Origin of the sequence: Shinella yambaruensis (assembly GCF_022899355.1) — a bacterium.
GTDB classification, from domain to species: Bacteria; Pseudomonadota; Alphaproteobacteria; order Rhizobiales; family Rhizobiaceae; genus Shinella; species Shinella yambaruensis.
The window spans coordinates 39,526-51,626 of sequence record NZ_JALJCK010000016.1; the positions used below are offsets into that span (position 1 = coordinate 39,526).

The window sequence follows — 12,101 nt, forward strand, 5'->3', positions numbered from 1 at the left end:
TTCTCCTCCCAGAGAATACGAAAGTGCAATCTGTTCAAAAATGTCCGGACACTCTCCTCAAAGCGTCTGGCTCGCCTTGCAGTTTCCGGAATTTCGGCGTTGACACAAGGGCGGATGGCTGGCTATTTGCGAACAAAGCCTGTTCATTTTTGAACAGATGGAGCCACGCGCGTGCATCCGCAGTTTACCTGGGACGACCTGCAGTTCTTCCTCGCGGTGGCGCGGACCGGACACCTTTCCGCGGCGGCACGCCAGCTCCGCACGAGCCATGCCACGGTCTCGCGCCGCATCGACCGGCTGGAATTCACCCTCAAGGTCAAGCTCTTCGAGCGCAATGCGCGCGGCTACATCCTCACGCAGATGGGGCAGCGCTTCGTCGAGACGGCCGAGCGCATCGAGGGCGAGACGGAGCGGCTCCAGGCCGACATCTCCTCCGGCGCGACGTCGCAGCGCGGCGTCGTCCGTCTGAGCGCGCCCGAAGGCTTTTCCAACTTCTTCTTCGCCGAGCACCTGCCGGCCTTCGTGCGGCAATGTCCGGCGGTCTCGCTGGAACTGGTGACGATCCAGCAGATCATGTCGCTCTCGCGCAAGGAGGCCGACGTCGCCGTCACGCTCGATCCGCCGAAGGCCGGTCCCTATTTCGCCGAGAAGATCCTGGACTACAGCCTGCATGTTTACGGGGCCCGATCTTACCTGGCCGCGAAGCCGCCCATCTCGACGCGGGACGACCTGCTGGCCCATCCCTTCATCGGCTATATCGAGGACATGATCTTCGCTCCGGGACTGGACTATCTCGGAGACGTTCATCGCGGGATCAAGGCGGCTTTCCAAAGCTCGAGCATCTTCGCCCAGCTGACGGCGACGCGCAACGGCCTCGGCCTCTGCGTGCTGCCGCATTTTATCGCCGCGCGCTATCCCGAACTCGAAATCGTGCTGCCGCAGACCGTGGACCTGCGGCGCAGCTACTGGTTGCTCTGCCACCGCGACATGCGCGACGTGCCGCGCATCCGCAGTGTCATCGGGTATCTCGGCGGCATGGTGCGCACCAATGCCCCCCTCTTCGTCCGCGACCGGCGGGCCGAGGCCTCGACGGACGTTCCGAACGCAAGCCCCGCCGACGAGCCCTATCGCCCGCCCCTCTTGAGCCACAGATAGGCAGCCGCGGTCCACGAGAAGCCGAGGCCGCCGCAGCCCTCGCCGGTTTCCGGATCGAAGTACTCGGCAAAGCCTTCGCGTTCGATTGCCGAGAGCGTCGAGCCTCGCAGCTCCTCGGCGAAGGCGCCTTCGCCATTGCGGCGCAACCCCTCGATCAGCAGCCAGTTGATGATGCCCCAGGCAGGGCCGCGCCAGTAGCGCTTCGGCTCATAGGCGGCAAGGCCGGGCTTCGTCGTCGGGAATGCAACCTTCAGGCCGGCCGACCAGCGCCGCATCTCCGCGACGGCGGCCGACGCCATCGCGGCTTCCAGGTCGAGCGCGAGAAGCGGGAGGAAGCCCGCCTGCGTCGCCGCCTCGATGTCCGCGCCGGATACGAGGTCGCGCGAGACGAAGCGGGACAGCGCCGGGCGCCACTGGCCGAGGATGGCCTTGCGGCTGAGGGCGTTGAAGGCTGCGATCTCTTCCGCCTCTTCCGTCCTGCCGAACAGGCGGGCGAGATGCTCCAGATCCTCGCCCGCCTTCAGGAGGATGGCCGTCGTCTGGATTTCGGCAACCTTGAACGGCGCCCTCACCCACTGCTCCGCCGGGTTCCAGTCGCAGTCGGCATAGGTATCCACCAGATGGATGAAGCGGCGATAGTCCTCGTCGCGCGGCCGCATGTCCGCATGCACATGGCCGATGTCCTTGCGCACCACGGGCGTCGTGGTGGTAGTCGGTACGCGCGCCATCGCCGCGTCCCAGGCCGGCGAGTTGTCGCTGCCGCTTTCCCAGGGATGCAGCAGCGCGACGAGGCCGGTTCCCTCCGGGTCGCGGGCGGCATACCACCAGCGATGCCATTTGAGTGCGGCAAGATAGAGCGCAAGCGTGCGCTCCCTTGCCCCCTCGTCCGCGGCGTCGTGCACCTGGCGAAGGGCAATGGCGAAGACCGGCGGCTGGGTTATCCCCGACGTCGGAATGCCGTGCTTCGTGCGCCAGACGGAGGGACCGGGAAAATAGGTGTCGCTCGGCTGGTGGAAGACGATGTGCGGGATCATGCCGTCGGCCCACTGGCCTTCGGCAAGGCGCTCCAGCTCGCGATAGGCCCGGTCGACGTCGTAGAGGGCAAAGCCCATCGCGACGAAGGCCGAATCCCAGTTCCACTGGAAAGGATAGAGACGGTCGGTGGGGACCGTATAGCCGCCGCGGTCGTTCACGGCCAGGATGCGTCTGGCTTCTTGGATATGGTCTGTCATGGTCTGCTCTGATGTTTCTGTGTTCATGCCGCCGACGGCGGGTAGGACTTGCCGCTTTCCGGGGAAAGCCAGGTGATGCGGTTCCGGTCGGGCCTGAGGCCGATCACGTCGCCGCTCCGGACCGCTTCGGACGGCGGCAGGACGACGCGGGCGGGCTGCCCCTGGATCGAGCCTGTCAGGAGGAGATGCGAGCCCATCGGCTCCGCCACCCTGACCTGCATCTCCAATCCGGCCTCGCGCGGCACAAGCGCCACGGCCTCGCCGCGAAGGCCGAGCACCACGCTGTCGCCGGCGCCTTGCGGCACGGACAATTGTTCCGCGCCCGCGGCCACATGGCCGCGCTCCACCGGCACGGTGATGAAGTTCATCGGCGGATTGCCGATGAAGCCGCCGACGAAGCGCGTGGCGGGATGGTTGTAGATCTCCACCGGATCACCCACCTGCTCGACCACGCCGCCGTGCATCACCGCGATGCGGTCGGAAAGACCCATGGCCTCCGTCTGGTCGTGCGTCACGTAGATCGTCGTGGTGCCGGCCGCCTGCAGCACCGTCTTGAGCTCGGTGCGCATCTCCAGGCGCAGAAGGGCGTCGAGGTTGGAGAGCGGCTCGTCCATCAGCAGCACCTTCGGCTCGACGGCCAGCGCCCGGGCGACGGCCACGCGCTGGCGCTGGCCGCCCGAAAGCTTGTTCGGATAGCGGTCGAGATAGGGCTCGATGTGGAGAAGGCCGGCCGCCTTCTCCACCTGCTTCTTCACGCGTGCCTCGTCGGCCTTCTGCATGCGCAGGCCGAAGGCGACGTTTTCGTAGACGGTCATGTGCGGGAAGACGGCGTAGTTCTGGAAGACCATCGCAAGGCCGCGCTCCTTCGGCGGCAGGCCGATGATCGAGCGGTCGCCGATGCGGATATCGCCGGCGGTCGCGGTTTCGAGCCCGGCGATGATGCGCAAGAGCGTGGTCTTGCCGCAGCCCGAAGGGCCGAGCAGGGAGACGAACTCGCCGTCGTTGATCGTCAGCGAGACCTCTTTCAGGGCCTCGAAGGCGCCGAAGGCCTTGCGGATGCGGTCTATGACAATATTGGCCATGGCTTGGTCCCGTTATTTCGAGGAAATGCCCCAGATCGCGAACAGGTAGCGCCTGACCGCGAAGATGAAGATGACCGAGGGGAGGATGAGAAGGAGGCCGCCCGCGAAGCGGTAGTGCATCGGGCTTTCCGACAGGACCGTCAGCAGGTAGGCCGTCAGGGTGCGGTTGCGCACCGTCAGAACGGACGCCGCGAACACCTCGTTCCACGAGATGACGAAGGCGAAGACGGCCGTGGCGACGATGCCGGGCAGTGCCAGCGGCACCACCACCTTGAAGAAGGCCTGGATGCGCGTGCAGCCGAACACCCAGGCGGCTTCCTCCAGTTCCCGCGGCACGCCGAGGAAGATGCCCTGCGTGACGAGGGCGGCGAAGGGCAGCGCCAGCACCGTGTGGATGAGACCGACGCCGACGATCGTGTCGTAGAGCCCGAGCCGGATGAAGGAGACGGTAAGCGGCAAAGCGAGGATCGCGAGCGGAAAGGCGCGGGTGAGGAGAACGAGCAGCCGATAGCCGTCCTTGCCGGGGAAGGTGTAGCGGGCGAGCGCATAGCCGGCGGGCGCGCCGAGCAGGATCGACAGCGTCACGGTGATGCCGGCCGCGCCGAGCGAGTTGAGGAAGCTCTGGACGACGCCCTCGGTCTTCAAGAACAGAAGGAAAGGCTCGATCGACAGGCCGGTGGGCAGGCCGGTCTTCGGCCATTGGTAGACGCCCGTGCGCCCGCCGAGCGCGCCGATCGCCACCAGATAGATGGGAACGATGACCCAGGCGCAGAGCGCGACGATGCCGCTCCACAGAAGGAGCCGGCGCGAGGAGGAAAATCCCGCAGTCTTCATGGCTGTGCTCATGGCAGGCGCTCCGGATCGACCTTGACGATCTTGAGATAGACGAGGGTGGCGGCAAGCGAGATGACCATGATGAGCACCGCATAGGCAGCGGCCACGCCATAGTTCTGGTTCTGGTTCTGCCAGGCATAGGCCTCGCCGACGAGGACCGGGAAATTGCGCCCGCCGAGCGCGTAGACGACGGCGAAGACCTCGAAGGCGAGAACCGTGCGCAGGATGAGCGCCGATTGCAGCGCCGGGCGGATGAGCGGCAGGGTGATGCGCCAGAAGCGCGTCCACGGGCCGGCGCCGAAGACCTCGGCCGCCTCGCGGAACTCCTTCGGCACCTGGTTGAGGCCGGCGACGATGATGACCATGACGATCGCCGTGCCGCGCCAGATCTCGGCGATCGCGATGCCGATGAAGAGCGCCACCGGCGTCTGGTAGGTGAGCCAGGCGGTCTGCCGCTCGATCAGCCCGAGGCCGAAGAGCAGCGAGTTGAGATAGCCGGTGTTCTGCAGGATCGCGAGCCAGACCATGCCGGCCGCAAGATCGGAGATGCCGAGCGGAATAGTCCAGATCCACAGGATCGTCTCGCGCCCCGCGCCGATCTTCGAGACCAGCGTGCCCATGGCAAGGGCGATGGCGATCTGCACGGGGATGACGGCGAGCGCCAGCAGGAACGTGTTCTGCACGGACCGGGCGAAATTGATGTCGCCCGCCATCGTGCGGATATTGGCAAGCGACGGCGCGCCGTTTTCCGACAGCGCGAGCCACACGGTCTGCACCAGCGGCACCACGAAGAGCAGGGCGAGAAAGGCGACGGATGGCAGTATCAGGGCATAGGGTAGCCAGGGGCGATCATTGGTCATGGGCTCTTGCCTCGCAGGACATGCAGCGCACCGCGAGCGGAGGCGGCCTCTGGCCCTCCGCCCCGGCAGGACGCCTGGGATGCGGCCGGGCACGAAGGCCCGGCCGCGGTTGCCTTGGGAGGCTTATTCCACCGGGCAGGCACCATCGCTTGCGGCATCCGGCGCCCAGCAGGCCGCACCGGTGTCAGCCATCAGCTTGGCAAGCACGTCGCCCTGGGATTTCAGGACATCGGCGATAGGCTCGTTCTGCAGGACGATGCGCTGGAAGCTGTCCATGTAGACCTTGTTGAACTCGCCGCCCTTGTCGCCGAGGCCGACGGGAAGCAGCGAGATGACCGCATCCTCGGCCGACTGCGTCGCCTTGACCGCGCCGGCCAGAAGCGCGACGCCCGGATCGAGATCCGTCGGCAGGTCGATATTGAGGGTCGGGAAGAAGCCGACATGCGTGGCGGTCAGGAGCTGCGTATCCGGTTTCGTCAGATGCTCGATGACGGCGGTCGCTCCGGCCACATCCGGTGCGCCCTTGGGGATCGCAAGGCCGGCGATGACCGGCATGTATCCCCGCCCCTTCGAGCCGGCCGGCGCCGGGAAGACGACATAGTCGTCGGGCGCGGCGGAGATCGCATTCTTGAGGCGCGCGACGTGATCCCATGCAACCATCACCTCGCCCGCGGCGAGCGGCTCCTGCATGAAGTCGTAGTTGGTGGAGTTCGGCGTCACGACCGACCAGAGCTCCTTGAACGTCTCCCAGCCGGCGACCGCATCGGCATTGCGGAAGGTCCGCACCACCCCTCCCGTGAAGGACGGATAGAAATAGCCCTCGAAATACCGCGCCATCAGCCCCTTCGGACCGGCCGGGAAACCGATCTGCGGCTGGCCCGTCGCCTCCTGCATCGCCTTGCCCCAGGCGATGAGCTGGTCGTAGGTCAGCGCCTTCACATCGGCGCCTTCCGGCAGGTATTTCAGCGCATCCTTGTGGGCGGCCATCACATAGGTCGCCTGCAGCCAGGGAATGTACTGCTGGCTGGACTTGCCGAGCTTGCCGAGGTCGAGGAAGGACTGCGGCATGCCGGCTTCGGCCAGTTTAGCGGCCAGCGTGTCGAGCGGCTCCAGCGCGTCCTTGTCGGCGATGGGCGACAGCTCGCCGTGAAGCGCGCCGACGAGGCTGATCGTGTGTTTGCCGGCCTGGCGCTCGGCTTCCATGCGCACGGCAAATTGCGGCGGCTCCTCGACGATGTAATCGACCGGGGCGTCAAGCCCCTTGAGGATCTCCTCGCGGACGACCGTCGCCTCCTCGATCGGGCGGAGCTGCGTGGAGAGAAAGACCGTCTGGGCGAGCGACGGCGAAGCGAGCGCCGCAACGGTCGTGGCCAGGATTCCAAATGACAGCAATCGTTTCATGTTCTCCTCCTTATCAACGATGTAAGTGCGCTCAGCGCGTCAGCGCGCTGCGGCGATGGCTCTCGCGATCGACGAATTCGATGCCATGCAGCTCCTGCAGGGTTTCCGCCGGCTCGCCGGCAATGGCGCGCAGCAGGAGCGAGGCGAAGTTCGCGCCGAGATTCTCCCCCGTCATGCGCATGGTCGACAGCGGCGGACTGGTGAACGCGCCCATCGGCAGATCGTCGTGCGCGACGACGTCGACCGCCGCGCCGCCCCCCACTTCGCGCAGCGCCCGGAGCGCGCCGATCGCCATCTCGTCCGTCGCGCAGACGAGCGCGGTCGGCCGATCGGGCCGGCCGAGCAATTCGAGCGCCGCCCGGTAGCCGCCCTGTTCTATCGGCACGCCCTCGGCGCAAAGATCGGCGTCAAGGCCGAGCTCCTCCATGGCCGCCTGCCAGCCGCAGCGCCGGACATGGGCGAAATAGTATTCCTGCGGCCCGGCGATATGGCCGATGCGGCGATGGCCGGCGGCGTGGAAGCGCATCGTTGCCCGGTGAAAGCCGGCAAAGCCGTCGCCATCGATGAAGGGATGGGGCACGGGCGATTCCGTCCGACCGTTGGTCACGAAGGGAATACCCCGCGACTGCAGGAATTCGACGCGCTCGTCCTGCCGCCTGGTTCGCACGAGAAGCATGGCGTCGACGCGGCGGCCATCGACGAAGCGCTGGCAGAGTTCCAGTTCGCTTTCGCCACGCGGGACCGGGGCGATCACCAGGTTGAGGCCCGCATTGGCCAGGTGCTCGGCGCAGCCCGTCAGCATGTCCAGGAAGTGCGGCGGGCCGATATGGCCGGGATCGCTCGGCAGCGGAACGGCGACCAGCTCGGCCCGCTGCTTGCGCAGCCGGCGCGCCCAGGCGTTCGGGTGGTATCCGGCCTTCTCGGCGGCCAGGCGCACGCGCTCCCGCGTGGCGGCGGATACATCGGGATAGCCGTCCAGGGCCCGCGAAACCGTTGTGATCGACAGGCCGAGAGCCTTCGCAAGTTGCTTGATGTTGGACATGCCATTCCTCCCGAGGGCCTATTTGATTCCCCAAAACGTTTTGGACGTCAAGCCCAAAACGTTTTGGGGAATTGGCGGTGCGCTTCGCCGCGGTCTTCCATATCGAAGGAGACGGTCGGCGCCGTCCTCCTCTACCTTCTGCACGATGCGGGGCTGATGCGGCATGTCGACTACATCGTCGAGTGCATCGGGGTCGACCCTGTGGCGCCGGGCTCGGATTTCGACGGCACGGTCATTTCGGACGACATGAAGGACGCTGCCGACCTGCGACCATGATGACGTTCTCGCGCATGCCGCGCAGAACCGGATCAAGGTGCCCTATCTGGGCTACGGCCAGGCCTCGTTCTTCGGCACCGCCCTGCGGCTTTCGCCGACAGGCCGTTCCAACGCCACACGGTGCACGAAAACTCGATCAGCGTCGGCCTGCGCGAGGTCGCCTCACACGGCCGGGGTCCGTGCTGGCTGCCCCGAGATGCTCGTGAAGGAAAATCTTGCCGAACAGCGCCACGACGCCTCAGGCTTGAGCCTTGATGGTCATGCGACCATAGGCAACGAGGCCGAAGCCGGTCGCATACATCAAAAGGCCGAACAATGCCGGCGGTACGGCCACTTCCGGCGAGTGCATCATGGTGATTGCGAGAACCATGCCGATCGCCGCGTTTCGAATGCTGATCGAAAGGGTCACCGTGACGGCCTCGGCGGCAGACAGGCCAAGCACCCGTGAACCCAGCAAACCGAGGGCGATCGCGCAGAAAACCAGGGCGATGACCGCCGGCCCCGCATTGACGAGGATCTCCAGCCATCGCTCATACACCGAAATACCGATTCCGACGATCAGTGCCACCAGCACCACCAGGCCAAAGGCGCCGACCAGCTTTTCCGCGCGGACGGCGAGAGCAGGCGCCTTGTGCCGGATCCCCATGCCGACGATCACGGGAAACAGGATGATCGTGATCATCACCCCGATCGTGCGCAGCACCGGAAGGTAGATGCGGGCATCGCCGTCACTCAGGCGCTCGATCGCGAAATTGGCGAAAAGCGGCAGCGTCGCAATCGCGACCAGGCTGCCGACGGCGCTCAACGCGATCGACAACGCCAAGTCCCCCCGCGCGAGGTAGGAAAACAGGCTGGACGTGGTTCCGATCGGGCAAGCGGCAACGATAACGAGACCGACCGCGATTTCCGGCGGCAGGCCCATGAGCACGGCAAGCGACAGACCCACCAGCGGAAGAAGCAGGAGTGCGGCCGCGATGCCCCAGATCAGGGCCTTCGGCCGCATGGCCACGCGGTGGAAATCAACGGGGGCGAGCGTCATGCCGATGCCCGTCATGATGATGAAGACGGCAACCGGCAGGCCGATGTCGATGAGGACGGACTGTTCCATGCGACTGCTCTTTCCAACAGAGGCGTTACGGTCCCGCCCGGTCGCCTAGCTTTGATCCATCGGCCCCCGGAATGCAACCGGCCTGTGTCGCGCATCCCGGCCGGCACGCCGAAGCCCAGCCCGTCGCCATCATGGTGACGGCAAGGCCACCGAGCAGCGTGCGCTCCGGCCGCGCCCGGCCGTGCACGAGCACAAGGCCGATGCCCGCCGAGACGGTGAAGGCGCCGGCCGCCGCGCCGATGGAGAAAAGGACCGGAACGAGCGATTGGAGGTGCGGCCGAGACCCGGGTTTCCTTTACCGCCATTGCGCTCATGAAAGCCTGCCCCAAATATGATGAATTCATATTTTTGCAGGCGCCGCGTGACAAGCCCAATAGCAGACGCCCGGCGCGGGGGCTCCAGCCTCCCGCAGGTGGCATTGCTGCACGGGCGTGGGAACAGGCCTTCGGCCACGTCGTCAAGGAGAATGTCGGTGGCGGTTTCCTTCATCGCAGGCGTCCAGCGATTTTGAGGAAAGATGGGATCAGCCTTGCCATGGCCGATCACGGCCATCGGGATCATCTTGCTGCTTGTACTTGCTCGTCAATCGTCCGCGGCTGCCCGGAGGTAAGCCCTCGACAAAAGGCGGGCCTCCTCGCGAAATCTGCTGAGCACCTCGGGCCCTGAAGCCAGGGCGCCGAAGCTTCCGCGAGAGAGCCCGGCAAGGGCTGACAGAAGCGTGAAGGCGACCCGCCCGAAATCGCCGTATCTTGCATCGGAGGCGTTTTCGAGCCCCCTTACGACAGCCGTTTCCAGCCGCTTGTAGACACCTGCGGACAATCGGAACTGATCTATCGCGCCGGCGACCCGGTAAAGAGCGGTCGTCGCATCGGGACGCGCGATCTTCACGGAGACATAGGCATCGGCGATGCCGTCGGCGAGATCGGAAAGTGGTCGTTTGGCCCCGTCGGCGCTGACGCGCTCGATCGCCTCGGCCATGTCCTCGAAATGGCGCAGCAGGATCGCATAGAGCAGCGCATCCTTGTTCGGGAAATACTGGTAGAGCGTGCCGACCGAAACCCCGGCGCGCTCTGCCACCCGTGTCGTCGTCAGCCGTGCCAGACCCTCCGAGAGCAAAACCTGAATAGCAGCCTCGTGAATGGCTTCGATAGTCGCGCCAGCGCGCGCCTGGACAGGCGGTTTTCGTGGCTTGAGTCGTTGAGGAACGGCGCTTTCCAAATGCGAATACCGAAGTGAAGGATTGTTCAGTTATATTGACGACATCACCTGCTGGTCAAGCGCGGCGTCCGGAGCGACGGGCAACGACAGCCTCCAGCGATGGCGTGCAAAGCTCGGTTTCAGGTCGCGGCAAGCAAAGGACAACGAGATGATCGATGATATCAAAGGTTGGAGTGGACCCCGGATGACCCGCAGGCGGTTCCTGGTGTCCGCGGCCGGTGCAGCCGCCGTCACATCCGCGCCCGCGCTGTCGATGATGGCTTCCAAGGCGATGGCCCACGCGCCCCGTGTCCTCAAGTTCAGCGATCATGAGCCGCTCGGCGGAATGCGAACCCGTTTCCTCAAGGACGTCGTGTTTCCGGCGATCGAGGCGGAATCGAACGGACGCCTCAAGATCGAGGATCACTGGAACGGCGAGATCGCCGCAGCCTATGACGCACTCGGCGCCGTGACCGATGGAACCACCGACATCGGCACCGTCGTGCCGGAATACACCGCAAGGCAGCTGCCGCTGCACCAGATATTCAAGAGTTTCATCACTGGTCCGGTCGGCGGCCGGCAGATCGATTTCTTCGAGCGCGTCTATGCGGAGGTCCCCGCCTTCCCGGCGGAGCTGGACAAGAACAACATCGTCCAGATCTATTTCGGCACGGGATATCCGGTGGCGTTTTTCCGCAACGCGCCCATGGCCGGCCTGGAAGACCTGCAGGGTGGCAAGTGGCGATCCGCCAGCTTCTGGCATCTGGATTTCCTCAAGAACGCCGGGGCTACGCCCGTGACCATGCACTGGGGACCGGAAATCCCCGCCGCCTTGAAGGCGAAGGAACTGGATGGCCTCATGGTGAACGTCGACAGCGGCTACATGCTGAAAGTTCACGAAACAGCACCACATGTGCTGGTTTCAAGGGATTTGTGGTTAGGCCATGTCTACATCCTGTCCATGAACAAGGATGTCTGGAACAGCCTTGCGCAGGAAGACAGGAACGCCATCCGTCGTGCCGCCAGAAGCTCCTACCAGACACTGGGTGCTGCCATGGACAAGAGCTTCGACGCGCAGCTGGAGGACCTGAGGAAGGCCGGTGCGACCGTACGGATCCTTGAACCTGCGGAGGTGCGGCAGTTCCAGGCAGCCACCCGGTACAAGGAGGTGCAGGCCGCTTGGGCAGGAGAACAAAAGGGACAGGGCGTTGCGGACGCCGACGTCGTTGTCGGGAAGGTCACGTCAGTTATGGACGATTTTGTCGGGTGAGCGCTCGCCGGAGCCGAAAACCTCCCAAGGACGTCATAGCCCTGCCCTGAGCGGGAGTTCGCGTCAACCACCGCGGCGAAGCAATAGGCGATGAGATGATGACAACCGCCATGCCGCGGAAGTGGAGCTAGCGATCGAGGTCGGCATGATCGAGCCCGAAGTGGTCCAGCACCAGTTGAAGATTACGATGGTTGGACTTGAAATAGACGTCGAAGACGTCGCCAAGCACCGGCACGCTTCCCGCAACCGTGTCGAACCCGACATTGAACAGCATCCTGACGAGCTTGTCATTCGGGACGCCGAGACGACGCGCTTCATTGACGATGACGAGGCTGACGGCGGCGGCGGCAAAATCACCGATGCCGGGGATCAGGCCCAGGACTGAATCCGCCCCAAGCGAGACCCGCGTGCCGGGAATGCGCAGCGCCGTATCCATCAGCCGTGCCAAGCCGCGCATCCTCCGGAGGCGTGCCAGTCGTTCGATCGGTAGATTATGTTTGTTCATCGCCCACCTGTACTCTGTGTAGGTAGTCCTGCCAGCCCGCCGTTTCCAGCTGATCGCAATGGCATGAGCCGGCACGAGGCACATCACCGCCATGAATTCCGGAGATCGCACCGACCTGTGGATGGCTTTGCAGACTACG

General features: G+C 65.0%; 12 protein-coding genes. 3 read left to right on the forward strand and 9 right to left on the reverse strand.

Annotated elements, in window-relative coordinates:
- Window positions 1-171: 171 nt before the first annotated feature.
- Complete coding sequence (locus MUU56_RS28285) at window positions 172-1,155, forward strand: LysR family transcriptional regulator (RefSeq protein ID WP_244770620.1); 984 nt, start codon at window positions 172-174, stop codon at window positions 1,153-1,155.
- Here the strand turns inward: MUU56_RS28285 and MUU56_RS28290 are convergent.
- The 6 genes from MUU56_RS28290 to MUU56_RS28315 form a co-directional block, all read right to left on the reverse strand.
- A complete protein-coding gene (locus MUU56_RS28290) occupies window positions 1,125-2,387 on the reverse strand; it encodes an MGH1-like glycoside hydrolase domain-containing protein (protein WP_244770621.1) in 1,263 nt (420 codons plus the stop codon). The two genes, MUU56_RS28285 and MUU56_RS28290, sit on opposite strands and share 31 nt — an antisense overlap.
- A gap of 23 nt (window positions 2,388-2,410) precedes the next feature.
- Complete coding sequence (locus tag MUU56_RS28295) at window positions 2,411-3,469, reverse strand: ABC transporter ATP-binding protein (RefSeq protein WP_244770622.1); 1,059 nt, start codon at window positions 3,467-3,469, stop codon at window positions 2,411-2,413.
- A gap of 12 nt (window positions 3,470-3,481) precedes the next feature.
- Complete coding sequence (locus tag MUU56_RS28300; protein WP_244770623.1) at window positions 3,482-4,315, reverse strand: carbohydrate ABC transporter permease; 834 nt, start codon at window positions 4,313-4,315, stop codon at window positions 3,482-3,484.
- The gene (locus tag MUU56_RS28305) at window positions 4,312-5,163 is read right to left on the reverse strand and encodes a carbohydrate ABC transporter permease (protein WP_244770624.1); all 852 of its coding nucleotides are present in this window, start codon (window positions 5,161-5,163) and stop codon (window positions 4,312-4,314) included. Before MUU56_RS28305 ends, MUU56_RS28300 begins: the two co-directional genes overlap by 4 nt.
- Window positions 5,164-5,286: 123 nt before the next feature.
- Window positions 5,287-6,564 carry an ABC transporter substrate-binding protein gene (locus tag MUU56_RS28310; RefSeq protein WP_244770625.1) on the reverse strand — a complete coding sequence of 426 codons (1,278 nt, stop codon included), beginning with the start codon at window positions 6,562-6,564 and terminating at the stop codon, window positions 5,287-5,289.
- 31 nt (window positions 6,565-6,595) lie between these two features.
- A complete protein-coding gene (locus tag MUU56_RS28315) occupies window positions 6,596-7,606 on the reverse strand; it encodes a LacI family DNA-binding transcriptional regulator (RefSeq protein WP_244770626.1) in 1,011 nt (336 codons plus the stop codon).
- A 156-nt stretch (window positions 7,607-7,762) separates the two neighbouring features.
- On the opposite strand from MUU56_RS28315, the gene MUU56_RS28320 reads away from it, so the two are divergent.
- Entirely contained in the window at window positions 7,763-7,882 is a 120-nt protein-coding gene (locus MUU56_RS28320; RefSeq protein WP_398433023.1) for a membrane dipeptidase, read from the forward strand.
- Window positions 7,883-8,120: 238 nt separating this feature from the next.
- Here the strand turns inward: MUU56_RS28320 and MUU56_RS28325 are convergent, their stop codons facing one another.
- Together MUU56_RS28325 and MUU56_RS28330 are read right to left on the reverse strand one after the other, a co-directional pair.
- Window positions 8,121-8,990, reverse strand: a complete 870-nt coding sequence (locus MUU56_RS28325; protein ID WP_244770627.1) for a bile acid:sodium symporter family protein — start codon at window positions 8,988-8,990, stop codon at window positions 8,121-8,123.
- 582 nt (window positions 8,991-9,572) lie between these two features.
- Entirely contained in the window at window positions 9,573-10,208 is a 636-nt protein-coding gene (locus tag MUU56_RS28330; protein ID WP_244770628.1) for a TetR/AcrR family transcriptional regulator, read from the reverse strand.
- Window positions 10,209-10,356: 148 nt separating this feature from the next.
- Between MUU56_RS28330 and dctP the strand changes: the two genes are divergently transcribed.
- A complete protein-coding gene (dctP, locus tag MUU56_RS28335) occupies window positions 10,357-11,457 on the forward strand; it encodes a TRAP transporter substrate-binding protein DctP (protein ID WP_244770629.1) in 1,101 nt (366 codons plus the stop codon).
- A gap of 127 nt (window positions 11,458-11,584) precedes the next feature.
- Here dctP and MUU56_RS28340 read toward each other — a convergent pair whose 3' ends face one another.
- Window positions 11,585-11,962: a DUF4112 domain-containing protein gene (locus MUU56_RS28340; RefSeq protein ID WP_244770710.1), complete on the reverse strand. Its 378-nt coding sequence runs from the start codon at window positions 11,960-11,962 to the stop codon at window positions 11,585-11,587.
- Between the last annotated feature and the right edge of the window lie 139 nt (window positions 11,963-12,101).

What these genes read in the sequence shown, in the direction of transcription:
- MUU56_RS28290 (WP_244770621.1), bottom strand. Translation starts at nt 2,387, where the DNA reads ATGACAGACCATATCCAAGAAGCCAGACGCATCCTGGCCGTGAACGAC.
- MUU56_RS28295 (WP_244770622.1), bottom strand. Translation starts at nt 3,469, where the DNA reads ATGGCCAATATTGTCATAGACCGCATCCGCAAGGCCTTCGGCGCCTTC.
- MUU56_RS28300 (WP_244770623.1), bottom strand. Translation starts at nt 4,315, where the DNA reads ATGAGCACAGCCATGAAGACTGCGGGATTTTCCTCCTCGCGCCGGCTC.
- MUU56_RS28305 (WP_244770624.1), bottom strand. Translation starts at nt 5,163, where the DNA reads ATGACCAATGATCGCCCCTGGCTACCCTATGCCCTGATACTGCCATCC.
- MUU56_RS28310 (WP_244770625.1), bottom strand. Translation starts at nt 6,564, where the DNA reads ATGAAACGATTGCTGTCATTTGGAATCCTGGCCACGACCGTTGCGGCG.
- MUU56_RS28315 (WP_244770626.1), bottom strand. Translation starts at nt 7,606, where the DNA reads ATGTCCAACATCAAGCAACTTGCGAAGGCTCTCGGCCTGTCGATCACA.
- MUU56_RS28320 (WP_398433023.1), top strand. Translation starts at nt 7,763, where the DNA reads ATGCGGCATGTCGACTACATCGTCGAGTGCATCGGGGTCGACCCTGTG.
- MUU56_RS28325 (WP_244770627.1), bottom strand. Translation starts at nt 8,990, where the DNA reads ATGGAACAGTCCGTCCTCATCGACATCGGCCTGCCGGTTGCCGTCTTC.
- dctP (WP_244770629.1), top strand. Translation starts at nt 10,357, where the DNA reads ATGATCGATGATATCAAAGGTTGGAGTGGACCCCGGATGACCCGCAGG.
- MUU56_RS28340 (WP_244770710.1), bottom strand. Translation starts at nt 11,962, where the DNA reads ATGAACAAACATAATCTACCGATCGAACGACTGGCACGCCTCCGGAGG.